24 protein-coding genes are annotated in these 22,824 nt (G+C 66.1%); 13 read left to right on the plus strand and 11 right to left on the minus strand.

From position 1 onward, the window contains the following. Positions 1-31 precede the first annotated feature (31 nt). On the plus strand, positions 32-700 hold the full coding sequence (locus tag ACFC0O_RS14745) for a DUF6461 domain-containing protein (protein ID WP_375957841.1): 669 nt from the start codon (positions 32-34) through the stop codon (positions 698-700). A 66-nt stretch (positions 701-766) separates the two neighbouring features. After that, positions 767-1,078, plus strand: a complete 312-nt coding sequence (locus ACFC0O_RS14750; protein ID WP_375957844.1) for a hypothetical protein — start codon at positions 767-769, stop codon at positions 1,076-1,078. Between the two features lie 108 nt (positions 1,079-1,186). Here the strand turns inward: ACFC0O_RS14750 and ACFC0O_RS14755 are convergent, their stop codons facing one another. Together ACFC0O_RS14755 and ACFC0O_RS14760 are read right to left on the minus strand one after the other, a co-directional pair. Beyond that, entirely contained in the window at positions 1,187-3,052 is a 1,866-nt protein-coding gene (locus tag ACFC0O_RS14755; RefSeq protein WP_375957847.1) for a VWA domain-containing protein, read from the minus strand. A 179-nt stretch (positions 3,053-3,231) separates the two neighbouring features. Then, positions 3,232-3,849 carry a TetR/AcrR family transcriptional regulator gene (locus ACFC0O_RS14760; protein WP_375957850.1) on the minus strand — a complete coding sequence of 206 codons (618 nt, stop codon included), beginning with the start codon at positions 3,847-3,849 and terminating at the stop codon, positions 3,232-3,234. 108 nt (positions 3,850-3,957) lie between these two features. On the opposite strand from ACFC0O_RS14760, the gene ACFC0O_RS14765 reads away from it, so the two are divergent. Continuing rightward, entirely contained in the window at positions 3,958-4,974 is a 1,017-nt protein-coding gene (locus ACFC0O_RS14765; RefSeq protein ID WP_375957853.1) for a DUF6670 family protein, read from the plus strand. A gap of 116 nt (positions 4,975-5,090) precedes the next feature. Further along, positions 5,091-6,332, plus strand: coding sequence for a serine hydrolase domain-containing protein (locus tag ACFC0O_RS14770; RefSeq protein WP_375957856.1), 1,242 nt, complete (start codon positions 5,091-5,093; stop codon positions 6,330-6,332). A gap of 28 nt (positions 6,333-6,360) precedes the next feature. Here ACFC0O_RS14770 and ACFC0O_RS14775 read toward each other — a convergent pair whose 3' ends face one another. Beyond that, positions 6,361-7,308 carry a YihY/virulence factor BrkB family protein gene (locus tag ACFC0O_RS14775; protein ID WP_375957859.1) on the minus strand — a complete coding sequence of 316 codons (948 nt, stop codon included), beginning with the start codon at positions 7,306-7,308 and terminating at the stop codon, positions 6,361-6,363. Between the two features lie 68 nt (positions 7,309-7,376). Next, positions 7,377-7,727 (minus strand): hypothetical protein, encoded by a 351-nt coding sequence (locus tag ACFC0O_RS14780; protein WP_375957862.1) that lies wholly within the window; start codon positions 7,725-7,727, stop codon positions 7,377-7,379. A gap of 151 nt (positions 7,728-7,878) precedes the next feature. Between ACFC0O_RS14780 and ACFC0O_RS14785 the strand changes: the two genes are divergently transcribed. Beyond that, positions 7,879-8,106, plus strand: coding sequence for a hypothetical protein (locus ACFC0O_RS14785; RefSeq protein WP_375957865.1), 228 nt, complete (start codon positions 7,879-7,881; stop codon positions 8,104-8,106). Positions 8,107-8,116: 10 nt separating this feature from the next. Here ACFC0O_RS14785 and ACFC0O_RS14790 read toward each other — a convergent pair whose 3' ends face one another. From ACFC0O_RS14790 to ACFC0O_RS14805, 4 genes are all read right to left on the minus strand, one after another. Next, positions 8,117-8,794 carry a DUF4232 domain-containing protein gene (locus tag ACFC0O_RS14790; RefSeq protein ID WP_375957868.1) on the minus strand — a complete coding sequence of 226 codons (678 nt, stop codon included), beginning with the start codon at positions 8,792-8,794 and terminating at the stop codon, positions 8,117-8,119. 218 nt (positions 8,795-9,012) lie between these two features. After that, on the minus strand, positions 9,013-9,960 hold the full coding sequence (locus tag ACFC0O_RS14795) for an NADP-dependent oxidoreductase (protein ID WP_375960722.1): 948 nt from the start codon (positions 9,958-9,960) through the stop codon (positions 9,013-9,015). A gap of 93 nt (positions 9,961-10,053) precedes the next feature. Further along, a complete protein-coding gene (locus ACFC0O_RS14800) occupies positions 10,054-11,475 on the minus strand; it encodes an MFS transporter (RefSeq protein WP_375957871.1) in 1,422 nt (473 codons plus the stop codon). Positions 11,476-11,545: 70 nt separating this feature from the next. After that, positions 11,546-12,856 (minus strand): FAD-binding oxidoreductase, encoded by a 1,311-nt coding sequence (locus ACFC0O_RS14805; RefSeq protein ID WP_375957874.1) that lies wholly within the window; start codon positions 12,854-12,856, stop codon positions 11,546-11,548. A 353-nt stretch (positions 12,857-13,209) separates the two neighbouring features. Between ACFC0O_RS14805 and ACFC0O_RS14810 the strand changes: the two genes are divergently transcribed. From ACFC0O_RS14810 to ACFC0O_RS14830, 5 genes are all read left to right on the plus strand, one after another. After that, entirely contained in the window at positions 13,210-13,533 is a 324-nt protein-coding gene (locus ACFC0O_RS14810) for a putative quinol monooxygenase (protein WP_375957877.1), read from the plus strand. A gap of 125 nt (positions 13,534-13,658) precedes the next feature. Further along, positions 13,659-15,269, plus strand: a complete 1,611-nt coding sequence (locus ACFC0O_RS14815) for an FAD-binding oxidoreductase (protein ID WP_375957880.1) — start codon at positions 13,659-13,661, stop codon at positions 15,267-15,269. Continuing rightward, positions 15,266-15,877, plus strand: coding sequence for a TetR/AcrR family transcriptional regulator (locus ACFC0O_RS14820; RefSeq protein ID WP_375957883.1), 612 nt, complete (start codon positions 15,266-15,268; stop codon positions 15,875-15,877). The genes ACFC0O_RS14815 and ACFC0O_RS14820 overlap by 4 nt, the downstream gene beginning before the upstream one ends. A 94-nt stretch (positions 15,878-15,971) precedes the next feature. Continuing rightward, positions 15,972-16,367, plus strand: coding sequence for a hypothetical protein (locus ACFC0O_RS14825; RefSeq protein WP_375957885.1), 396 nt, complete (start codon positions 15,972-15,974; stop codon positions 16,365-16,367). Between the two features lie 127 nt (positions 16,368-16,494). Beyond that, the gene (locus tag ACFC0O_RS14830; RefSeq protein WP_375957887.1) at positions 16,495-16,887 is read left to right on the plus strand and encodes a hypothetical protein; all 393 of its coding nucleotides are present in this window, start codon (positions 16,495-16,497) and stop codon (positions 16,885-16,887) included. Here ACFC0O_RS14830 and ACFC0O_RS14835 read toward each other — a convergent pair whose 3' ends face one another. Together ACFC0O_RS14835 and ACFC0O_RS14840 are read right to left on the minus strand one after the other, a co-directional pair. After that, positions 16,888-18,267, minus strand: coding sequence for an MFS transporter (locus tag ACFC0O_RS14835; RefSeq protein ID WP_375957890.1), 1,380 nt, complete (start codon positions 18,265-18,267; stop codon positions 16,888-16,890). It abuts the gene before it with no gap. 6 nt (positions 18,268-18,273) lie between these two features. Beyond that, positions 18,274-19,140, minus strand: coding sequence for a dimethylarginine dimethylaminohydrolase family protein (locus tag ACFC0O_RS14840; RefSeq protein ID WP_375957892.1), 867 nt, complete (start codon positions 19,138-19,140; stop codon positions 18,274-18,276). 330 nt (positions 19,141-19,470) lie between these two features. On the opposite strand from ACFC0O_RS14840, the gene ACFC0O_RS14845 reads away from it, so the two are divergent. From ACFC0O_RS14845 to ACFC0O_RS14855, 3 genes are all read left to right on the plus strand, one after another. Next, positions 19,471-20,982 (plus strand): multicopper oxidase family protein, encoded by a 1,512-nt coding sequence (locus ACFC0O_RS14845; RefSeq protein WP_375957895.1) that lies wholly within the window; start codon positions 19,471-19,473, stop codon positions 20,980-20,982. Between the two features lie 36 nt (positions 20,983-21,018). Then, entirely contained in the window at positions 21,019-21,594 is a 576-nt protein-coding gene (locus tag ACFC0O_RS14850) for a hypothetical protein (RefSeq protein ID WP_375957897.1), read from the plus strand. A gap of 64 nt (positions 21,595-21,658) precedes the next feature. Next, positions 21,659-22,231: a TetR/AcrR family transcriptional regulator gene (locus tag ACFC0O_RS14855; RefSeq protein WP_375957900.1), complete on the plus strand. Its 573-nt coding sequence runs from the start codon at positions 21,659-21,661 to the stop codon at positions 22,229-22,231. Here the strand turns inward: ACFC0O_RS14855 and ACFC0O_RS14860 are convergent. Further along, positions 22,225-22,818 carry a TetR/AcrR family transcriptional regulator gene (locus ACFC0O_RS14860; protein WP_375957903.1) on the minus strand — a complete coding sequence of 198 codons (594 nt, stop codon included), beginning with the start codon at positions 22,816-22,818 and terminating at the stop codon, positions 22,225-22,227. The two genes, ACFC0O_RS14855 and ACFC0O_RS14860, sit on opposite strands and share 7 nt — an antisense overlap. Between the last annotated feature and the right edge of the window lie 6 nt (positions 22,819-22,824).

Raw genomic sequence — 22,824 nt, forward strand, 5'->3', positions numbered from 1 at the left:
GATCGAATGGTTGTCGGTGGGGTCTGCCACCATGACCCGTGTGGTGACAACTGATCCGCTGGCCCCATTTCAGTGGCTCGGCGCAGCCGAGAGCCAGGTGGATCCGCTGGGCGAGATCTTCAGCGTCGGTTTCTTCCGAAACCTGGATCCGTCGGAGGTGGTGCGCCGCTTCAGCAAAGGCGAGGACTCCGGCCAGGAGTCGGACTTCGAAGAACTCAACGACAGGATGGTCGAGTTCCTCGGCAAGACAGGTGGCGGTCAAGGCGGCGGACATGTGGGCGTGCTTCGGGCGGGTGCATGGAGTGTTGCCATCGAACCGGTCGGATGGTGGATGACTGACCGTAAGGCGCTGGCCGACCTATCCCGAGACTGTGAGGTGCTGGCGATCACCCGGCACGACTACGCCGAACCCAGCCTCGAGTACGCGATCGACGGGACGATCGTGACCGGCCACCGACTGTTTTACCCGCATGACCGTTGGGGTTGCGATCCCGATCGACTCAACGACTACATGCGCGAGCTGGGCATGGAGTTGGACATGACCAACGATGACATCAGCTACGGCACCATCGTGCCGAGAGCCTTCGCCTTGGCGGCGAAGGTCACGGGAGTGTCGTTCACGCCGGACATGCTGGACCAGCCCTTGCTCATCGGACCTATCGCCTACCGATGGCAACCTCCCCACCACACCACCGCGTGACCCGGTGCGCTCGCTGGTTCGACCGGCTCCGAATGGCGTGCTGCGCCGCGTGGCAGGCTGTTTCCGGTGAGTACCGATCGTGCCGATGCCGAAACGCGGCTTCCTGATGGCTGGACCCTTGACGATGTCCGGCGGCGCTCTCAGATTGACGCGATACGGTTGCTGGACCCGAGTACCCCGGTCTATTTGGAACCCAATCGATTTGGCGAGAGTGTCCGACTGAATGTCGACCTCATCGTGGACTTCTCCTGCCTGTATCTCGCACGTTGCGTCGATGACAGCGAGTGGTACATGGGCCAGCGGGGCGCACCGGACGAACCGATCCGGTGCTGGTCGAGTTATGGCGATGATCTGGGTGCCGCGATCGACAATCTTTGACGCACAACCGGTTTGGTTACGGGCGACCAAAGGGATCGCTGTGGTCCGACTCCGATGCGTCCGGGCGGATGGGTGCTCCGCCCGGACGCGCTACCGATGGCGTGACCGCTATCTGCGGCGGCGAATCAGCAGGACCGCGGTGGAGGCCGCGGCGATGAGGATGACCGCTGCGACCGCGGTGGCGATCAGGATCGGTTGGCGCAGACCGTCATCGGTGGAGGACGTGGCGGCGGGGGCCGCGGCCGGGGTGGAGACGGTGCCCTTCGAGTCGCCGGTCACTGCGCCGGATGCGTATTTCGGGCCCGGTTCGGGGGTGCCCGCCAGGGACAGGTCCAGGCGGATCGGGACCGGGCGTTCGTCACCGGCCTCGACCGGCGAACCCAGCTTGACCGCTATGTAATACCAGCCTGCGACGGCCTGGCGAGTCACCGCGCTGGTGCTGGAATCTCGGTTGGCGTAGCGGATGGGTACCGTCGCGATCGGTTTGTCCGAGGTGGGCAGGGCGACGTCGGTCCCGGTGTACACGTGCGTGTCCGAGGTGATTTCCGCGGCGACCGGCGAGTACAGCACGGTCTGGATATTGGAGGTGGCCTTCGTGCCGGTGCCCCCGTTGGCGGCGAAGTTCACCCGGTACGCCAATCCCTGACCCCAGTCCACCTTGACCCGGTAGAAGACGTACTCGCCCGGTCGCAAGGTATCGGTGTAGCGGCCCGCGCCGCCGAGCGTGGCCGCCGATGCCAGCGAACCGCCGCCGGTGACCGGCGACTCCGCGCCACCCGGATCGGTGAACGCAGTGGCGACCTCGCTCGCGGCGGGGCCGCGATCGGTGACACCGGGTTCGACGCCGATCATCAACTCCAGCGGCAACCGCTGCGGCAGGCCGTTGGAGACCTTGTCCCAGTCCAGCTGGAAGTAGTAACGGCCCGCGCCGTGGCAGGTGCCGCCGCTCGCGCCCTCCACCGCGCCCCGGAAGGTCAGGCTCACCGCCAGGGTCACGCCGTCACTGGAATGCGAAGCTTGATCGTATTCGAATACGTTGCAGTCCTTGCCGTTTCGATCGAACACCCGCAGGTTCATGGTGTTGAAGTCATCGGCGACGCTGATGTTCGGCAGGCGCGGGAACGATACGACACCGCTGAAGTAGGCGGTGCCGCCCGCGGGCACATCGACTCCGTAGTAACGCTTCTCGTGCTGGCCGACGGTATCGAGATAGTGGCCCTGGGTCGCCACCGGAGCAGTCCGATAGTCATCGGCGCCGGTGATCGGCGTGCCCGATGCGGAGTAATTGCGCAGGGCGGCACCGGTGACGCGCGGCAGGATTCGTTCCAGTGCGGCGCCGTCCGCGGCATCGGCGTACGTGCCGCCGGTCACCTGAGCCATACAGCTGAGCTGCGCGCGCGCCTTCTCATCGACCGCGAACCCGATCGAATGCACGATCAGATCGAGGCCCTGCTGCTTCAATTCCCTTGCCACATCACAGGGTTCGGGCGGTGCGCAGGTGTCGTCACCGTCGGAGACCAGCACGATCGACCGAGGTCCCGATTTCGGCAGCGTCTCGGCGGCCTTGCGCAGCGAGACGCCCATCGGTGTCCAGCCGCGAGCCTGAACGCCATCCACCGCGACGGTCAGTGCGTTGCGATCCAATGTTTCCGGACGCTGCAGCACTTGCACGTCGCCGCATCCGGCGGCTTTGTCCGCCTCGGCATTACCGGTGCCGGTGCCGTAGACGGCCAGGCCCACTTTCGATTCGGCGGGGGCGGAGCCGACGAAGCCGCGTACGGCGCGTTTGGCCGAATCCATCATGGTGCCGCCGGTATCCGGGCGCTGCATGGAACCGGATGCGTCCAGGATCAGCATGGTGGGGGCGTACTGCGGCGAATCGGGAGTCGCGTGCGCGGTCGTCGGCAGGAGGGACGGCAGCAGCGCGACCGTGGCGGCCGCGAACAGTGCGGTCAGTCTGGTCGTTGTCGACATGATCCTCTTCGGTGTTCGGTGAATCGTGCCCTCCGAAAATACCGACCAGATAGTCCCGTTCACATCGCTGAGAAGCGCATCGGCATGCGCGAGCGTCCAGAACACCACCGCTGCCTCGCAATTCGCCTGTGGTGGCGCAATTGCGTCACCACAGCTGATATCGGGAATATCGCGGCGGGTTACGGTGCGGGTTCCGCGGCGGCAAGTGTGGACAGTACGCGGCGTGCACGGGCGCTCATCTGTTCGGCGGTTTGGCCGGGGTTGTCGAGCCACCAGGAGACGATGGCGGTGACGCTGTTCATCCAGACCCGGGTCAGCACCGCCAGGTCGCCGGGGTCCGATAGGGGAGCGGTGGAGAATGCCGCGCCGACGCCGGAGGCGGCTTGAGCTGCGATGATCGCGCGGAAACGGCGTGCGGCGGTGGCGGTTTCGGTGTCCGGCGGGGCGGTGCGGTCGTAGAGGACGTGCCAATCGTGAGGGCGGGGCTCGAGGGCGGTGAAGATCGCGTCCAGGACTGCCGAGGCGGCGGTGACGAAGGTGGGGCCGGGGGATTTCATGGCTTCGGCGATGCCGGTGGACAGGGCTGTGCCCGCGCGTTCCACGCAGGCGGCGCAGAGGCCGTCTTTGGATGAGAAGTATTGGTAAATCAGTGGTTTGGAGACTCCGGCGCGGGTGGCGACGTCTGTGACCAGGACGGCGGCGTAGCCGTGGGTGCCGAACTCTATCGCGGCCGCGTCCAGGATCTGGGCCTCGCGCACACTGCGGGGCATGCCCCGGCTGCCTGATCGTTGCGCCATCGCCTCTACCTCCCGATTCCCATTGATGATACATCAAGTGACTCTAAAGTCATATCTATCTGATACCGTCAGTTACGCATACATTGACGTTTGCGAGAGGACAGTCAGGTGAGCTTGAAAGATGTCGTATTCCATGCCGCCCAGCGCGGGGTGTCTGGTTCATATGCGTTGCGCGGCAAGCCGTTCGATCCTGCGACCGCGTTCCATCCGCCGCAGGGACGTTATGGGACAGTGCATTACGGGTTGATGCTGCCCGGGCTGCCCGCGCCGTTGAACTTCATCGACGTGATCGCGGTCATCGGCCAGCCTCGAATCACGCTGTGGCGCAACGATCACCTCATCGAAACCACGGCCGCCGATACCGCCAATCTGCTCATCGGTGCGGGCGTCGAGTTTCCCGGTCAGTTCCGCGGGTATCAGGTCGATCGCGATCTGGAGATGGCGGCGGACTCCAGCATGGTCCGGTTCGGTGACGAATTCCTTTTCGAGGGAACCTATCCCGACTTCACCGTCGCCTACCGCAATCCCGCCTTCGACCTCTATCTGCGCGTGCGCGCCACCGATAAGGTCTCGCATTTCGCCAAGGTGCGCGGCGGGCTCTATGACCATTGGTCGCTGCTGTGCCAGTACGACGGAGCCGTCACCTATAACGGGCGGACCACCGAGCTGTCCGGGCTCAACACCCTGGAGTACGCGCGCGGAGCCGATGTGGCACTGCCGTTTTCATTCTTCACCTATCAAATCATCAATATCGATGACACCACCCAGGTGCTGATGACCGAGGTACTCGGGCCGCTCGGCGTTCCTGTGCAGCGGGCGGTTTACGTGCGCTCACTGCATGATCACGGCGGCACCTACGAAGACAACTTCGCGTTCGATGTCCACCGTCTCGAGCCCGCGGCTCGGCGCACACCCAACGGGCTGTCGATGCGGCTGGCGACGGAGTTCGCCTGGCGCGTCGACGATGAGCGCGGCAATGAACTCATCGAGATCGAGGCCATCACCAACGACGATTACGTGTACGGCATGGCGGGCGGCTATGTCGGCAGCTACCGGTACACCGGGCGCTTCCGTGGCTCGCCGATCGACGGGACCGGCTATATCGAGTACATCGGCACGCGCTGACTTACCCGAGCCGTTTCGCTTCGAGACCGCCCGGTACGGGATTACGCTGGCAAACACTTCGTAACCACAATCCAGCGGACCCGGAGACAGCCATGGGATACCGACGGGGTTTAGGGGTGTTAGTCGCGACCGTGGGGTTGACGGTCGCGGTGGGGTGCGGATCCTCCACCGATTCCAGCGGATCGGCCGAACCCGCGTATGCCGCGACATTGCGGCCGATCATCGAGAAGTTGATGCGGGACAACGTTATTCCCGGCGCGGTCGTGGTGGTTCGATCACCCAAGGACGGTGATTGGACCGCCACCTTCGGGACCGGAACCATCGGCAAGGACGTCCCGATGACGGTGGACGATCACTTCCGGATCGGTAGCAATACCAAGACCATGACGGTCACGGTGCTGCTGCAACTGGCGCAGGAGGGCAAACTCTCGCTCGACGATCCGATCGCCAAGTATTGGCCGGGTGTACCGAACGGGGATCGAATCACGCTGGCTCAGCTCGCCGAAATGCGCAGCGGCCTGTTCAGCTACACCTTCGACGAGCAGTTCAACGCCTACCTGGACAATGAGCCGCAGAAGATCTGGACGCCGGAACAACTGCTCGATATCGCCTTCGCGCATCCGGTGAACTTCGCCCCGGGCGAGAAGTTCGAGTACTCGAACACCAACACCATCCTGCTCGGACTGGTCATCGAGAAGGTCACCGGCAAATCGGTCGCCACCACCTTCCAAGACCGCATCTTCACCCCGCTCGGATTGAAGCACACCTCTTTCCCCGCCCCCGCGGACTCGTCCATCCCGGATCCGCACCCGCAGGGCTACGCCTTCGGCACCAACGTCTCCACCATCGAAACCTTCGCCCTCCCACCGGATCAGCAGGCCGCGGCTCTCGCGGGCACCCTGCAACCGAGCAACCAGACCACCTCCAGCCCATCGTGGACCTGGACCGCGGGCGCGGTGATCTCGACGGTCGACGATATGACCACCTACGTCAAAGCCCTCGCCGACGGTGGCCTGCTCGATAAGCAGATGCAGCAGCAGCGAATAGCAAGCATCCAGCCTATCGATCCGGCTAACCCCGCCATGGCCGGATACGGCCTGGGCATCGTCCGGTTCGGCACTCACCTGCTCGGTCACGACGGCCAAATCCCCGGCTATATGACCTTCATGGGATCGGACCCCGACTCCGGTCTCACCATCGTTGTCGCCACCAATCTGGCCACCGTCCCCTCCGGCGAAGGCTCCGCGCTGGTTCTGGTCAAAGGCATGCTGCCAACGTTCTACGGCGCCACCGCAATCCCCGACCACGACCCGGCACAACCCGCGCCGACCTCGAATTCACCGGCCCCGACCGGCTGAATGATCGTGCGGCACAGCATCGGCGAAGTCATGGCGCGGCAATTCCGGGTGCCGCGATCATCTCGGGAAAGGGTTTGTCCCGAACCTCGCCGGTGGATGTGCCCGCGAGCAGGCGTTGGCGCGAGATCTGGGAATCGATGACCGCTCCCAGTAGCAGCGCGAAATTCGACAGCCACATCCACACGAGCACTATGACCGCGGCCGCGAGCGATCCGTACAGTCGATTGAACGAATCGAAATGATCGGCGTAGAAGGCCAGGCCCGCCGAGCTCGCGATCCATATCGCCACCGCGAGCAGACTGCCCGGGGTCACCCACCGTATCCGCTGACCGGCGACATTCGGAGCGATCCAGTACAGCAGTGCCAGCGCCACGCTGGCGATGAGCGCCAGCACCGGCCATCGCAGGATTCGCCAGGTGGTGAGCACGGTGGTCGTGAGATGGAGTGAACCGTCGATCCGGGTGGCCACACCCCCGGTGAGGGCCAGCCCGACGACAATGCCGACGATCGAACTGACCAGCAGCACACTCAAGAGCAGTCGGAGCCCGATTGTTCTTGCCACCGAACGGTTTTCGGAAACCCCGTAGAGCGAATTGGCTGCGCGTATGAAGGCGCCGATATAGCTCGAGACCGTCCAGATCGCGGAAACGAAGCCGATGATCGCGACCGGACCCGACCAGTTGGCGGACGGTTGCAGATGCTGGATGGACTCGACCAATGCCGCGCGGCCGTCGCCTGGACCGAGATGGCGAGCCGCGTCGGCGATCGAATCGGCGGATCGCGGTTCGAGCAGCCCCAAGACCGCCATGGCTATCAGCAGGGCGGGAAACAGCGACAGCATGCTGTGATAGGTGAGTGTCGCGGCTCTATCGGACAACTCATCCGACCACGCGGCCCTGATCGTGTGAATACCCACGCGGATCGATGGAACGCGCATGATCGAATAGCGTCGCGCCCACGGCGATTTCAAGCTCATACCCACACCTCCCCGAAGGTCATTGACACCGCCGTCTGTCTTCAAACCTGGGCGGGAGACGCGTCGGATCAATTGGAGTGGATCTCGGTGAGTTCCGATCCGGCGGGGAAGGGCAGCACGAACTCCTCGCCGACGTCGCCGATGGCGTCGGTGATCGCGGTGGTGACGATGATGCGGTCGTCGTAGAGATGGCGGATGCGGACGGTGCGGCCGCGGTAGTCGAATCGGTTCATCAGAAAGCGCAGGCCGTGCTCCTCGAGTGCCTCCTCGGCGGCCACCCAGTCCGAGACCGCGGTGAGGGATCGGCCCAGGCGATCGATCGGGATCAGCTCGGGAGCGTGGGATTCCAGATCGATCCAGCCGATGACTTCACCGTCCTCGCGACGGTGCGGAATCCAGTGGGCGGGAATGGCGCTCATGATCAACAGGCTAGCGGTGCCTACTCGGTGCTCCGCGCGCGTATTGCCTGCTCGGTCCGTCCATAGGGGTCGTGATCAGCCCCTCGGAGTGTTCGCTACTGTCGAAGGTTGCAGGGTCCGATCGGGTTCGTTCTATCCGTGGAGGTATCCCATGTGGACAAAATGTGTGACCGCCGCCGCGACGGCGGTGTACATCGTCAGCGCGGTTGCTCTCGGAGGTATCGCCGCTGCCGATCCGGACGATCCGGGCACAGATCCCAATTCGCAGCTGTGCCCATACCCGGATGTCAGCAATCCGTACTGCACCCAATACCCCGATGACCACGATCAAGAGGGTGACCTCGGGAACAACCACGACGGCGGGCACGGCCGGCGCTGAACCGACCGCCCTACATCGGGGTGACCGCCCGGACCACGAGCATGCGCTGCGGGCTCGGGCAGATCAGGCTGTCCCAGGGCAGCCACTGGGATTCGGTGTTGTCGGGCGGATAGACGCGCAAGGTATTGGTACGCAGCGCGTCGCAGTCGTTGACCTGCTTGGGATAGGTGATGAATTGGAATTGGGCTGCGGCACCCGGGGCCAGGACGACCGGGGCGGGTTTGGGGGCGTCCGCGCCCTGATCTCGTTCGGCGGGCTCGCCCACAGGGTCACCGCTGGGGCCGTTGGTCTGCGAGATGCCCGGGAAGCCTTGCATGACACAGGTTTTGGAGCTGGTGTTGTAGAACCGCAGATACCATTGGCCGCCGATCGGAGCCCCTACGCCCTTGTCCAGGCGGAGTTGTGCGGTCACGCATTTCGGGATCGCGTTATTGGCGGTGGTCGTCGGGTCCGAGACCGGGCTCCCGGTCGGCGGCGCGGTGACGGTTTCGGTGACCGTGCCGCCGGGATCGGTCGCGGTGCCCGGTTGCGTGGGCTGGCCGGGGCGGGTGGTTTGTGCCGGTGGTGCGGTGGTTTGGGCTCCCGGAGTCGTGGGCTGGGCTCCGGTCGTTGAGGTCGGGTCGCACGCGCTGGTGGAGACGGCGATACCCGCCGCGACGGCGGCGATAATCAATGATTTGAATCGCATGGGATCCCCCTCGGGTTCGGTGGTGCGAGCGTTCCTTCGCACGCAGCACATCGAGCAGCGGGAATGCCCGTTACGCGACAGCGACGGCGGTGAGCTGTGTAATCAACTGCGGTTCAACGCAGTTCGCCGCACCGCCGTCCAATACCCGCTGCTCCGCATACCTGCGGGAAAACGTTAACGCGCCCGCTGCCCCAGGAACTGGGGGCCGGTCCGCATGCTCAGTGTGATCCGTTCGAGACAACGTTCTCGTTGCGGAGGATGAACTTGCCGGGGACGCCGTTCTCCTTGTCGGAGAACGCTTTCTGGGCCTCGGTCAGCGGATAGAGCACGGGGGTGGGCATCACGAGTTCACCGGCGGCGACGCCGCGCGCCAATTCGGTGAGTTGGGCGCGGTTGGGCTCGACGATGAAGTAGACCGCGCGCCCGGTGAGAGGCTGCACCGCGGGCGGGGCGGCGATGGAGACCAGCGTGCCGCCGGGAGCGATCAGCGCGGTGGAGCGGGCCAGGATATCGCCGCCGATCATGTCGAAGACCAGATCGGCTGTGCCATCGAGAGGTTCGAGCGAGTCGCCGGTGAGATCGAGGAAGGTCGTCGCACCCGCCCCTAGGACGGCGTCGCGGTCGCGGGTGCGACCGGTGCCGATCACCTCCGCGCCGACATTGCGGGCAAGCTGAACGGCGAGCTGGCCCACCGCGCCGCCCGCACCGTGGATCACCACCCGCTGTCCCGCACCGAGGCCGCCATGCACGAACAGCGCCTGCCAGGCGGTGAGACCCGACATGGGCAGCGAGGCGGCCTGGACATGGTCGACTTCGGGCGGCAGCAGGGCCAGATCGCGGCCTTCCACCGCGACGTACTCGGCGGCGGCCCCGTCGCGGTAGCGGTCGATCATGCCGAAGACGCGGTCGCCGACCCGCAGATCGCTCGGATTGGTGCCGAACCCGAGTTCGACCACCACCCCCGACACGTCCCGCGCCGGAATCGCCGGGGTGCGGTCCCGGCCGGTGCGGTCCACGTAGGTTGGCTCCCAATCCAATTCACCGGGGGTGAAGGCGGCGGCATGCACCTGGACGATCACGTCGCCGACCGCGGCGCGCGGGTAGGGCGCGGGCTCGACGACGAGTTCGGCGGCACGGCCCGCCTTGGGCATGCGGGCCGCGGTCATGGTGGTGCGAGTCATGATTACTCCAGATTGATTGTGGTGTAAGGATACTCGACGGTGCGTAGACAGGTGTCCTGGTGATCGACGACGCGGGTATTAGGCGTCGACCGGTTCCCGAGTTGGTTCATTGCGGCCCGCGGAACGGTACGCGGCGAGCGCGGCCGCTATCCCCAGGGCTGCGATGGTAGCGAGCCCGGATTCCAGGAATCGGGCCGAACGCAGGGCGGACGAGTCGCCGAGGTTTACCAAGACCCCCGAGATCGCGGCGCCGAAAGCCGTGGCGATCAGTTGTACGGTGCCGATGGCGGCGGCCGCCTGCTGAGCTTCGGCCGGATCGGGGCTACTGGACATGACCGCGGCTGACAGGTGCGGCCATGCAAGGCCGATACCGGAACCGGCGATGATCATGCACAGCGTCCAGATCAGCAGGGAGCTCAGGCCCGCGCCCTGGATCTGGGTGAGTGCGGTGAGGGTCAACCCGACCGTCAGCACAGCCGGACCCGCCACCCGCAGCCGGGCGATAGCACCCGGGCGAGTCACGCTCGCGCTGGCGATCTGCGCCAGCGTCCAGCCCAATGATGCTGCCGCGCCGATAAATCCGGCTAACAGTGGAGCCAATCCGCCCAATTCCTGGGCGAAAAGCGGGACGAAGTTCTCCAGGCTGATGCCGATTGCCAGCGCGGTCATGGTCAGATAGATCCACCGCAACGGCGACTCTTTGGCGAAGGTCAGCGCGGGAAGCACTGTCACCTGGGCGCGCCGCTCCCAGGCCAGGAAGACCGCCACGACGAGCAGGGCCGCGCCGATGCCCGTGATGGTCCAGCCGCCGCGCGGGAGCACGCTGGAGACGCTGACCAGCGCGGCGGCTGTCATCAACAGGGTGAGCGAAACCGCGGGAACCCGCTGCGCATGCCCGGATCGACCGGTGCCCCGCAGGGCGAACGGCACGATCGCGCCGATCGACACGGTGATCACCGCGAGAAAGACGAAAGCCAGTCGCCACGGACCGAGCTGGGCGAACGCGCCGCCCAGGGCCGGGCCGATGAATGTGCCCACACCCCACATCGCGGACACCATCGCCGCCGCGCGAGCACGCAGTGCCGGCGGATAGGTCTGGTGAATCACCGCGTACCCCAGGCCCATCAGCAAACCGCCGCCGAGCCCTTGGATCACTCGGCCGACAAGTAGCAGCGCCATGGTCGGACTGGCGGAACAGACGACGGTGCCGATCGAGAACAGCGCGAAACCGGTCAGATACGCGCCGACCGGGCCGCGCGTGGCGAGCAGCATGCCGACCAGGGTGGAGGACACGATCGAGGCGACCACGAATACTGTTGTGGCCCAGGCGAGATACTGCGCGCCGCCGATATCCCCGATCGCGGTCGGCAGCAGGCTCGCCGTGACATAGCTACTGATTGCGTACAGGGCGGTGCCGCCCGCCAGGACGATTGTGACGCCCAGACGCTCGCGGGTCAGCAGGTCGCCCCAACCGGCATCGGATTCGGTCGCAGTACTCATGGTCTTCTCACTCTTGTTCACAGCGGGGCGGTGACGACGCGGACGCCTGCACCGCACCGCGCGGGGGAAGTCAGTCCTGAACGGGGAAGTTCGCGCGAATAACGTTGTGCGGATCGCGATTTCGCTTGATCTCGCGCAGCCGCGCCAGCGTCTCCGGATCGAAGGCCGCGGCGGCGGACTCGCCGGGGGCGAGGAAGGTGTACGGCTTGGATCCGGTGATGTGCGAGCCCAGGGCGTCCACGATCTCCCCGAATCGTTCGCCGACCGCGTCGATCAGCTGCGGCAGGCCGAGCCCGAGCAGGTAGAGCGCGTACGGTTCGGTGACCGCGCCGCGCGCGCCGCGCCCGGGTGCGTCCTGGGCGAGCGCGCCGCCCAGATTGCGGATCTGGATATTGAGCAGCGGGGCGACCGGAGCGTCGATGAGGGTCTTGATCACCGCGTCATCGAGATCGGTGAGCAGCTCGCCACGCGAGAGCGAGGGGCTCGGATCGGTCGGCTCGGCGGTAATGGTGCCAATCTGTGCCGGGGTGAGCGCGCCACGGGTATCGACCGCCGCGTCGCCCAGGGAATCGAGCGCGCCGGTCAGCTCCCGCCCCTGCGCTGGATCGCCGAGGTAGGCGAAGTCGAGGGCGATCATCGGTGCCGCACCCGGAATCTGGAAGCGCTGCAACCACACCGACAGCTCGTCCGGTGCATCGGTGGTGAGCTCGGTGAACACATCGAACACCTCACGCGTGCGCTCGGCCGACCACATCACCCGGCCACCGTAAAGCTCGGGCAGCGTGACCAATTCGAACTCCAGCCCGGTCACGATCGCGAAATCGCCACCGCCACCGCGCAATGCCCAGAACAGTTCCGGATCGGATTCGGCGGTTACCCGCTGCGGACGTCCCGCGGCATCGACGATCTCCAGTGCGCGTACCGCATTCGCGGCCCAGCCGTATTTCCTTGCGAACCAACCGAATCCACCACCGAGCGTGTACCCCGTCACGCCCACCACCGGATTGCTGCCCGACAGCCCGGCGAGCCCGTGCGCGGCGGCCGCGGCCTGCACCCGACCCCACGCCACCCCGCTGCCGACCCGCGCCACCCGCTGCTCCGCATCGATCTCGACGCGGTCGAATCGCTTGGTGCGCAGCAGAATCGCCCCGTCGATATCCCCGGTCGCCCCGTGCCCGGTCGGCTGTGTCACCACCACCCGCCCCGACCCGCCGGCGTACTCCAGCACCGCCGCCACATCCTGCGCGTCGGCCACCTCGACCACCGCCGCCACCGACTGCCGCACCGCGGAGTTCCACGGCTGCGACGCCCGCTCGAAGTCAGCGTCGCCCGGCAGCAGCACACCACCGCGAAGGTTCGTGCGCAGGTTCTCGATACCCATTCTCTTCCCTCATCCACTCTTGTTTGCCGGGTTACTGCCTGGTTGACGACACAGCATCCGGATGTGTGACATCAACCCGCCGGAGCACCGCGTGCCCCGGCCACCAGTCACGGCGCTGCGCCCATTCCCGCAGTCCGATCCCGGCCACCGACCGTACGAAGCGGGCACACTCGGGCGCATCGGTCATGTGCCCTAATGTGTCGCCCGATTTGCCCGGCGATTGCGCGCGATCGCGGACGGTTCCGCGCGGGTGACCGATGAAATCGATTGGGAACAGTGCGCTTTGCGATCGCGGTACCGCGACATCGCGGCGGGTAGCCTCGAACGCGGATCGATCATGCGAAAGGGCGACTATGTCCGGCGAGAATATGTTCAGCGTCTACGGGCGCATGACCGCGCTACCCGGTCGGCGGGATGAGCTGATCGCCGTGCTCCTGGCGGGATTGCGCGCGGGTGATCAGGATGGCGGGCTGATCTCCTTCAGTATCAATGCGGCCGTGGACGATCCGGACACGGTGTGGCTGACACAGCTGTGGGTCGATAAAGCGGCACATGACGCGACCACGCGGTCCGAGCCGGTCGCGGCGGTGAGCCGTCAGGTTCCCGCGCTGCTGGCCGGGCAGCCCGAAGGGCATTACGGCCATACCGTGCACTTTCACGGCGGAATCGCCGACTAACCCACCGGTCACCGGCTGAGGAGGCCCGAGGTCGTGGCCTGGGCGTTCTTCGCGCGCCATTGCAATTGAACCGCGAGTAAATTACCTTGCAGTCAATTGCCTGACAGGTCGAGAGGAGACGCCTGATGACGCGGTCGTGGTGGGGCTGGGGGAATGTCGAGGACGCGGTCGGTGAGGCGGAGCGAGCCACGCTGACCAAGCGGGTCGCGAATCTGCTTCCGGGAGCGGACCTGTCGGTGCACGAGCCGCCGGCACTAGATGCGCTGGCGGTACCCGAGTCACGGATCCAGCTCCCGGATGCGCTGGCGGAGTTGGGCTCTCGGGATCTGCGGGATCGCGTCGCGCACAGTCACGGGCAGGCATTCCGGGATGTGGTGCGCATGCTGCTCGGTCAGGTCGAGCAGGTGCCGGATCTGGTGGTGCGGCCACGCACCGAACGCGATGTGGTCGATGTGCTGGACTGGTGCGCCGAGGCCGGGGTCGCGGTGATCCCATTCGGCGGCGGCACGTCGGTGGTGGGCGGGGTGGAGCCGCGCGGTATCGCCGACTACGCCGGGGTGGTGTCCCTGGACCTCGGCCGATTGAACCGGGTCGTGGAGATCGATCGAGTCAGCCGGGCCGCGCGGATCCAAGCCGGAATGCTCGGACCCGATCTCGAACAGGCATTGCGCCCCGAAGGGCTGACGCTGCGGCATTTCCCGCAATCGTTCGAATTCTCCACTCTCGGTGGATGGTTGGCGACGCGGGCGGGTGGGCATTTCGCGACCGTCTACACCCATATCGATGACATGGTCGAATCGATGCGGGTGGTGACACCGGTCGGGATCAGCGAATCCCGTCGGCTGCCCGGTTCGGGCGCGGGACCGTCACCGGATCGCATGTTCCTCGGATCCGAGGGGATCCTGGGCGTCATCACCGAAGCGTGGATGCGATTGCAGGCGCGCCCGCGCTGGCGGGCGGGCGCATCGGTGATCTTCGACGACTATGCCGCCGCCGTGACCGCGACCCGCGAGATCGCGCAGTCGGGGCTGTTCCCGGCGAACTGCCGTCTGCTGGATCCGGTGGAGGCGTTCCTCAACGCGGGTACGCCCACCTCCGGCGGGGTGCTCGTGCTGGGCTTCGAATCCGCGGATCACCCTGTGGACGAGTCGATCTCGCGCGCATTGCAGATCTGCCGCGACCACGGCGGGCAGGCCACCGAGGGCGTGCGCTCGGCCGATTCCGAACAGGAACAGGCGCGCACCGGCGCGGCGGACACCTGGCGGTCCTCGTTCCTGCGCATGCCGTATCAGCGTGATGCACTGGCCGCGCAGTCGATGATCGTGGAAACCTTCGAAACCGCCTGCACCTGGGACCGTTTCGACGAATTGCGGGACGCGGTGCATGCCGCGGCGGCGAAGGCGTTCGAATCCCTCGGCATCGCCGGTGTGGTGACCTGCCGGTTCACCCATGTCTACCCCGACGGTCCCGCACCGTATTTCGGGATCTACGCCGCCGGTCGCTGGGGCCGGACGGTCGAACAGTGGGATGAGATCAAAGCCGCTGTGTCGCAGGCACTCTCGAGCGCCGGTGGCACCATCACCCATCACCACGCCGTCGGACGCGACCACCGGCCCTGGTACGACCTGCAGCGCCCCGAGCCGTTCGCTGTCGCCCTGCGCGCATCGAAATCGGCACTGGACCCGGCCGGAATCCTCAACCCCGGCGTGCTGATCGACCCCGTGGCACGGCGATGACCGCGAGCCGGGCGGGAACCAAAGGCGTACCGCGCGAACAGCGCGAACAGCAGATCCTCGATATCGCCACCGCCGAATTCGGCGCGCGCGGCTACACCCACGCCTCGCTCGCCGAAATCGCCCGTGCGGCAGGGGTTTCCAAACCGCTGATCTACACCTACTTCGGTTCCCGCGACGGCCTGCACGCCGCATGCGTACGAAACGCGGGCGAGAGCCTGGTCGAGGCGGTCGCCCGCGCCCAGGTCGTACACGGTGCACAGGGCAAAGCCCTCGCCACCCTCACCGGCATCTTCCACGCCCTCGACGGACGCACCCAGAACTGGCGAATCATCTACGACAGCACCCTGCCCCGCCCGAGCGCGGCCCACGATCTCGCCCGGACCTACCAGGACGCGCTCAACACCATGGGCTCCGAAGGCGTCGCCGAGGTCCTCTCCGGCGCGGGAATCACCGCCGCGGAAGACCATTCACTCCTGCTCACCTGGTGGTTCAGCATCGTATCGAGCACCATCGCCTGGTGGACCGACCATCCCGACCACACCCCCGCCGATATGACCGAACGCTGCCTGCGCGTATTCACCGCCATCCGGCAACCCGCGCGGGAATGATCACCGAATCTGCACGAGAACACCGAAAACCCCGCACGCCCAACCGATAACGTCAGACCTCGCGCCGGTACCCGGCGATGGGGGAGGGAACGTTATGGACAGGTCACGTGCGCGCCGACTACTCGGCGACGCGATGTGGGTGCTGGCAGGCATGCTGGTCGCCTGTGTGTTCATGGTGGGCGGGCTGTGGTGGCTCGGGAACCGGCTTGATACGGCCCTCGGGGGATCGGCCTGGGATGGTGAGGTGCCCTTCATCGTCTATTGCCCGCCCGCATTGCCGTGCACCATTACCAGCGTGCCCGAGCGCACACCGCGCCTGGCCATTGGCAGAGGTCATGACACCATCTCGGCGTCCCCGCAGCCCCAGATCGCGGGCCTGCGTACCGGTAATCAGGTGATGTGCACCGTCCACGTGGAGATCTTCGCGTGGGGGCAGGCAGCCAACGATCCACAGCCGACGTCGACCGTCACCAACTGCCGCCGCGCATAGACCCGGTGGATCGGCATTGGCCTGCGGGAATCCGCACGAAATCTCCCCAATTCTGCCGAAAACGCCACACGCCCAACCGATAACGTCAGACCTCACGCCGGATTCCGGCGGCGGGGAAGGGAACGTTATGGACTGGTCGCGGGTGCGGCGGATACTCGACGATGCGATGTGGGTGCTGGTGGGAATGGTGTGCGCCTTCGTGATCGCGGTGGGCGGGATTTGGTTGCTCCTGGTCAATCTGAATACGACCCTGGGGAATCCGCGATGGGATGGTGAGTTGGCCTTCATCGCCAATTGTTCGCCCGGGATCTCCTGCGTGATCAAGAGTGTGCCGGAGCAGACACCGCCCCTGGCCATCCGCGGCAGTGGGCTGTCCGCCATTACGCTGGTGCCGCAGCCCGCGATCGCGGAGCTGCGCACGGGTGATCGGGTGCTGTGCACGGTCCACGTGGAGCTGGCCGATTCCGATATCAACGACAACGCGACGATATCGACCGCCAGCGACTGCCGCCGCGCATAGTTACTGCGGCCCAGCTGCTTTCGGCTCGCGATGGCGGGTCGGGAGTGGTGAATGTCCCCGGTAGGTCACCGCCGATCCGATGCATGCGATCGCCATCAGTACCGCCACGACGGTGAATCCCTTCCAATACTGTGTCGGCAGTAGCACTCCCAGTGCGCCGCCGGTGACCCAGGCGAGCTGTAGGACCGTCTCGCTGCGCCCGAAACCCGACGCGATCGATTCCGGTGGCAGCGCGTCCTGAATCGTGGCATCGAGCGAAACCTTCGCCAGCGCGGTGGAAGCCGATGCGACCAATGCCGCCAGCACCGCGCCCACCAGGTTGTCCAGCAGTGCCGCCGCCACCGCGATCGCGACACAGCTCAGTGCGCACACCACGATGACCGTTCTCGGCTTGCCGAGTTCGGTGCGCGCGCCGACGAAATTGCCGGTGAAGTTTCCGATTCCGGCCGCGGCACCAGCGGCGGCCAGCATCACCGCCTGCCGCAGGGCCGATTCGCCGCTGCTCTTGGCCACGAACGCGACATAGAAGGTCAAGAAGCCGGTCAGTACCCGAATCGCGCCATTGGCCCACAGGCCCGCGATTACCGTGCGTCCCAAGGGCTGTCGCGTCGGTAGAACAGAGTGGCGATCAGTCACCTGCTCTCGCGAGTGTCCCAGGGTGGCGGGCACTTCACCTTCGGTGACCTCCACCCAGCTCGGAATGCGAAGGCTCAGTACGGCACCGGCTCCAGCCAACAGTGCGGCCACGACCAGCGCACCGGTGGAATGGAACAGCACCGCCACCCCCGCCGCGATACCACCCGCGATGATCGAACCACCCACCAAACCGAACACCGTGAGCCGGGAGTTGGTGCGCACCAAGTCGATTCCGGGCGGCAGAACGCGCGGGGTGATCGCGCTCTTGAGCACCGAGAACGATTTGCTCAACACCATCGTCGTCAATGCCAGCGGGTACAGCGCCCATCCGTCGAGATTGAAGATCAGCAGCACGATGACCACTACCCGCAAGGCGAACGTCGCGGCCAATGCCACCCGTCGTCCGCGCTGCACCCGATCCAGCAGCGGCCCGATCACCGGGGCGATCACCGCGAAGGGTGCGACCGTCATCAGCAGGTAGAGCGCCACATTCACCCGGGACTGGGTGGCCGGACTGGCGAAGAACAGCGTATTCGCGAGGGCGACCGCGATGGCGGCGTCCGTCGCGAAATTGGCGACCGTCGCCCGCAGGAGCGCGGTCAGGCCGGACTCCAGTGCTCCATTTGCTCGCGCGGCGTGCTTCACCAGCTCGACGCCGTGCTCCGTCGCGCGAGTAGTACTGTGCCGCAACCGATTCAGTGCGTCTTGCCGGTGCGGCCGGTCGCTGCCGTCCTGCGATGTCATCGGCGGTCAGTTGGCGCGCAGCAGGGGCTGGGTCGAGCAGCGGAACGCGCCGCCGAACAGCCGTGACACCGAGAAGTCGATGTATTCGACCGTGATCCCGCGCGCCTGCAATTCGCTTCCGACACGGTCGAATTCGGGATCGGTGATGTAGGTGCTCGAATCGATGGGCAATCCGTTGGTGGCCATCGCGGCCGCCTCGTCCTCACTCACCTCGATGACCTCCCACTCACGCAGCGGTGCGGGCAGCCCATCGGGCAGCCGGTCACGGCAGGCGATCAGCAGTCCCTCGCGAACGAGGCCGATCGCGCAGTCCAGGTGCAGTACATGCGAGGGGAGCCGCACCGGGAGCACGGTGAAACCGAAGGGCGCGAGATATTTTGCGAGCCAGCGGTGGCCGATCTCATTGGTGGCCATACCCGAACAGCCCACCAGGATCTGGGTGCCGAGCACCAGGACATCGCCGCCCTCCAGGAACGGTCCCGGCCCCGGATCGCCCAGCGGTGCGATGCCCGGCTGCATCAACGACACGTAGTGCGCGGGGGAGGGCATGACCCGCTCGAGCAACAGGTCCCGGCTCGGCAGCACCTCCATGCGACGGTGCGGGAATTGCAGCACGCCCTCGATGACATGCTCGCCCACGGTGAACCACGGATCACGCACGAAGAAATTGGCATAACCGGTCGGTCCCGCCGCGGCCTTCTCATCCGCGGTGAACAGCCGAGGCCGCAGCACTTCCACCCCGTGCCGGCCCAGCACCGCGGCAAGCTCATCACGCTCGGCCTCCCACGCACGCTGCTTATCAGGATACACCGCCCCGAAGTCCCGACCCCACACCGCCTCCAGGATTTCCACGGCGCTCGCCTCAACCGGCATCGAATGCCCGAGGACCTCCGGGGCGTCGGGTGCTCGGAATTCGCTCTGAGAGACGACCACGGTGCGCAGCGGCGCAAATTCACTGTCTACACGTACTCGACGATCGCTATCGGGCATAACGAGTCACGATATCGGGAGTAGGGGTCGCCGTTCTATCGGCACGCCACGCCACGGTCTCGTGGAAAATGTGTGCCTTCACGTAATGCGCCGCGCGATTCACGTGCGGTAGGTCTCTGATGGCGAGTTGTGATTGCGAGAAGTTCGCTGTGGGTCGTACGGTCAGTATCTGACCGGTCCGCCGCTGGGCACCCACGATTGTCGGGAGAGATCATGCGTGACTCGAACACTCCGGCATCGCCCCTCGCACGGCGGCGGTTCCTCGCCTTGGGTGGCGGAGTCGTGGCGGCGGGCGTGCTCGCCGCGTGCTCGAGCGGCTCATCGACCACACGCGAGCCGGTGCAGCCCGGTTCGGACGCGGTTGCCGCCGCCGAAAAGCGACGGCGAGCGGCCTCGGCGACCGTTCGCGATGTCACGCTGCGGGCCGAACCCGCCGCGGTCGATCTGGGCGGCGTACAGGTGCGGACCTGGACCTACGGCGGACGCCTGCCCGGGCAGGAAATCCGACTGGGTCGCGGGGAAGTACTGCGCGCGCGGTTCGCCAACGCCCTGCCCGCGCCCACCACCGTCCACTGGCATGGCCTGGCCCTGCGCAACGACATGGACGGCACCCCCGACATCACCCAACCCGAAATCGTTGCGAGCGGGTCGTTTCCATACGAATTCACCGTGCCCGATGCGGGTACCTACTGGTTCCATCCGCACGTGGGCGTACAACAGGATCGCGGCCTCTACGCTCCGCTGATCGTTGAAGACCCCGCCGACGGCCGCGACTACGATCTGGAAGCCGTTGTGGTCCTGGACGATTGGCTCGACGGCGTCGATGGGCGCGACCCGGACAAAGAACTGCAGCAGCTGCGGGACAAGGGAATGGAGGGTATGAGCGGCATGTCCATGGACATGCCCTCGGACCCCAACGCCCCGTTGGGCTCCGACACCGGTGATGTGCAATACCCCTACTACCTGATCAACGGCCGCCTCAACACCGATCCGGCAACCATCACCGCCCGCCCCGGCCAGCGAATCCGCCTGCGAATCATCAACGCCGCCGCCGACACCCCCTTCCGAGTCGCGGTCGGCGGCCACCGCCTGCGCATCACCCACACCGACGGCTTCCCGGTACAACCGGCGGACACCTCGTCGGTCCTCATCGGAATGGGCGAACGCTACGACGCGATAGTCGAACTCGGCGACGGCGTCTTTCCCCTGGTAGCGGTCCCCGAAGGCAAACCCGGAGGGGCACTCGCCCTGATCCGCACCGGCTCCGGCACCCCGCCACCGCCCGATTTCCGCCCCGCGGAACTGACGACGCCGCCCCTGATCGCCGACCGGTTGACCGCCATCGACGCGGTCCGGCTTCCCACCAAGACCCCCGACCGAACCCTGGACGTCACCCTCGGCTCAGACCCCAAACGCTATATCTGGACGATCAACGGCCGAACCTACAACGATCGATCCCCACTGGACGTCACCGAGGGCGAACGCATTCGCCTCCGATTCATCAACTCCACCATGATGTTCCACCCCATGCACCTGCACGGCCACACCTACCAACTCCGCACACCCACCGCATCCGGCCCGCGCAAGGACACCTCCATCGTCGCCCCCATGCACACCGTCGAAGTCGACTTCGACGCGAACAACCCCGGCCAATGGATGATCCACTGCCACAACGCCTACCACGCCGAAGCCGGAATGATGACCATCCTCTCGTACGTCAAGTGAGGGCGGTGAAAGTGTTGGGGTGGATAGTATTTGGGTGTGTTTGCGCAGTTGCTCGGGACGTTGAGCGGGGTGGTGATCGGTGGGGCGATCACGTTTCTCGCGTCGTATGTCAATGAACGGTCGAAGTGGAATCGGACTCAGGGGGCGCGGTGGGATGAGCGGCGATTGCAGGTGTATTCGGAGTATTTGATCGTCACCCGGGGGATGCACACCTTGGCGGCGCGGTTGGTGCGGATCCGGGCGGGGGTGCGTGATGTGGAGGGAATGTCGTTGCAGGACGGGATCGTTCGACTGGGCGAGCTGGAGCGGGAGCGGATTCAACGGTGGCAGGAGGTGCAGCTGCTCGGCAGTCCCAAAGCGGTGGCGGTGGGCGATGAACTCAACAGGTGCACCTGGACCCTGGAGTGGTTCGCGCAGGGGGAGATGAGCGGGCAGGACGATTGGCTGCTGATCATTCGGGAGGCCTACCGGCTGCGCAAGGAGTTCAGTACCGCCGCGCGCGATGATCTGGAAGTGGCGGACGCCGAACTCGAGGCGCCGGTGTGGGTGGACGCGTGGACGCCGCGCGAGCATATGATCGCGGTGCGGCAGCGGGCACTGCCGTCGGCCTGATGGCCCCGGGGGTGTGAACCTACGATCTCTAGGCTTTGTCTTAGTATGCGTAGGAGGAGGTCGCATGTCACCCAGGGTGGGCTTGACCAGGGAACGCGTTGTCGCCGCGGCGGCGGAGCTGGCCGATGAGATCGGGTTCGACAAGCTCACGCTGTCCGCGCTCGCGCGGCGGGTGGGAGTGAAGGACCCCAGCCTGTACGTGCACGTGCGCAATCTGCACGATCTGCGGGTGCGAGTGGCATTGCTGGCCAGTGCGGAGTTGAACGACCGGATCGGTGCCGCCGTTGCCGGGCGATCCGGTAAGGATGCGCTGGTGGCGTTCGCGAACGCGTATCGGGGATACGTGCTCGAGTATCCGGAACGCTATGCGGCGACGCAGATTCGGATGGATCCGGCCGAGGTCGCCGGTGAGCCCGCGCTATTGCGCAGTATCGAATTGACCACGGCGGTATTGCGCGGCTACAGGCTGGGGGAGTCCGAGGGATTGGACGCGGGTCGCCTGCTGCGCAGCACTTTTCACGGGTTCGCCACCCTCGAGGCCGGGGGCGGGTTCGCGCATTCGCGTGGCACCGATGAGTCCTGGGCGCGGATTCTGGACGCGCTGCACACCTCGCTGTCGGAGTGGCCCGCCTACTGAGCGGGGCTGTGCGCGCCCAGTAGTTGGGTTGCGACGGCGGTGGTGTGGCGCACAAACGCGTCGCGGTCGGTGCCCAGGTTGCCCTCGGTCCATTCCACGAATAGCGAGATCAGGGCTCCGAACAGCGCCGAGAAACGCATGCGGACCTGCGGGTCGTCGGGGGAGCCGGGGAACAGGTGCCCCAGCGCGGCGGTGGTGAGGGCGGGAACCGTCTCGCGTACGTGGCGCCGCAGGCGCATATCGGCGACGGGTTCGACCAGCAGGATCCGGCACAGTCGCGGGTCGGCCTCCATCGCCCGCGCGGCGGCGTCGACGATCGCGGGCAGATCCCGCGCCGCGACCGCGCTCGCCACGGCCTGCTCCAACTCCGATAACGCCGCGGCATAGACCGCGTGCAGCAGCTCATCGGTGTCGGTGAAGCTCTCGTAGAAGAACTTCTGACTCAGCCCGGCCTCCCGGCACACCGCCCGCATGCCCAGTGCGGCAACACCTTCCGTGCCCACCACGCTCACACCGGCGGCGATCAGCTGTGCGCGCCGGTCGGCGACGCGATCGGTGGCGGTGCGTCCGCCGTAGCTCCTTGACACACCTGG

The sequence above is a fragment of the Nocardia sp. NPDC056100 genome, assembly GCF_042266325.1.
Lineage (GTDB): Bacteria > Actinomycetota > Actinomycetes > Mycobacteriales > Mycobacteriaceae > Nocardia.

Excerpts from the sequence above, each read along its gene's own strand:
- ACFC0O_RS14845 (WP_375957895.1), top strand. The coding sequence starts at position 19,471 with ATGCGTGACTCGAACACTCCGGCATCGCCCCTCGCACGGCGGCGGTTC.
- ACFC0O_RS14780 (WP_375957862.1), bottom strand. The coding sequence starts at position 7,727 with ATGAGCGCCATTCCCGCCCACTGGATTCCGCACCGTCGCGAGGACGGT.
- ACFC0O_RS14785 (WP_375957865.1), top strand. The coding sequence starts at position 7,879 with ATGTGGACAAAATGTGTGACCGCCGCCGCGACGGCGGTGTACATCGTC.
- ACFC0O_RS14775 (WP_375957859.1), bottom strand. The coding sequence starts at position 7,308 with ATGAGCTTGAAATCGCCGTGGGCGCGACGCTATTCGATCATGCGCGTT.
- ACFC0O_RS14815 (WP_375957880.1), top strand. The coding sequence starts at position 13,659 with ATGACGCGGTCGTGGTGGGGCTGGGGGAATGTCGAGGACGCGGTCGGT.
- ACFC0O_RS14795 (WP_375960722.1), bottom strand. The coding sequence starts at position 9,960 with ATGACCGCGGCCCGCATGCCCAAGGCGGGCCGTGCCGCCGAACTCGTC.
- ACFC0O_RS14745 (WP_375957841.1), top strand. The coding sequence starts at position 32 with ATGACCCGTGTGGTGACAACTGATCCGCTGGCCCCATTTCAGTGGCTC.
- ACFC0O_RS14830 (WP_375957887.1), top strand. The coding sequence starts at position 16,495 with ATGGACTGGTCGCGGGTGCGGCGGATACTCGACGATGCGATGTGGGTG.
- ACFC0O_RS14835 (WP_375957890.1), bottom strand. The coding sequence starts at position 18,267 with ATGACATCGCAGGACGGCAGCGACCGGCCGCACCGGCAAGACGCACTG.
- ACFC0O_RS14790 (WP_375957868.1), bottom strand. The coding sequence starts at position 8,794 with ATGCGATTCAAATCATTGATTATCGCCGCCGTCGCGGCGGGTATCGCC.
- ACFC0O_RS14755 (WP_375957847.1), bottom strand. The coding sequence starts at position 3,052 with ATGTCGACAACGACCAGACTGACCGCACTGTTCGCGGCCGCCACGGTC.
- ACFC0O_RS14800 (WP_375957871.1), bottom strand. The coding sequence starts at position 11,475 with ATGAGTACTGCGACCGAATCCGATGCCGGTTGGGGCGACCTGCTGACC.
- ACFC0O_RS14805 (WP_375957874.1), bottom strand. The coding sequence starts at position 12,856 with ATGGGTATCGAGAACCTGCGCACGAACCTTCGCGGTGGTGTGCTGCTG.
- ACFC0O_RS14760 (WP_375957850.1), bottom strand. The coding sequence starts at position 3,849 with ATGGCGCAACGATCAGGCAGCCGGGGCATGCCCCGCAGTGTGCGCGAG.
- ACFC0O_RS14825 (WP_375957885.1), top strand. The coding sequence starts at position 15,972 with ATGGACAGGTCACGTGCGCGCCGACTACTCGGCGACGCGATGTGGGTG.
- ACFC0O_RS14840 (WP_375957892.1), bottom strand. The coding sequence starts at position 19,140 with ATGCCGGTTGAGGCGAGCGCCGTGGAAATCCTGGAGGCGGTGTGGGGT.
- ACFC0O_RS14820 (WP_375957883.1), top strand. The coding sequence starts at position 15,266 with ATGACCGCGAGCCGGGCGGGAACCAAAGGCGTACCGCGCGAACAGCGC.
- ACFC0O_RS14855 (WP_375957900.1), top strand. The coding sequence starts at position 21,659 with ATGTCACCCAGGGTGGGCTTGACCAGGGAACGCGTTGTCGCCGCGGCG.
- ACFC0O_RS14810 (WP_375957877.1), top strand. The coding sequence starts at position 13,210 with ATGTCCGGCGAGAATATGTTCAGCGTCTACGGGCGCATGACCGCGCTA.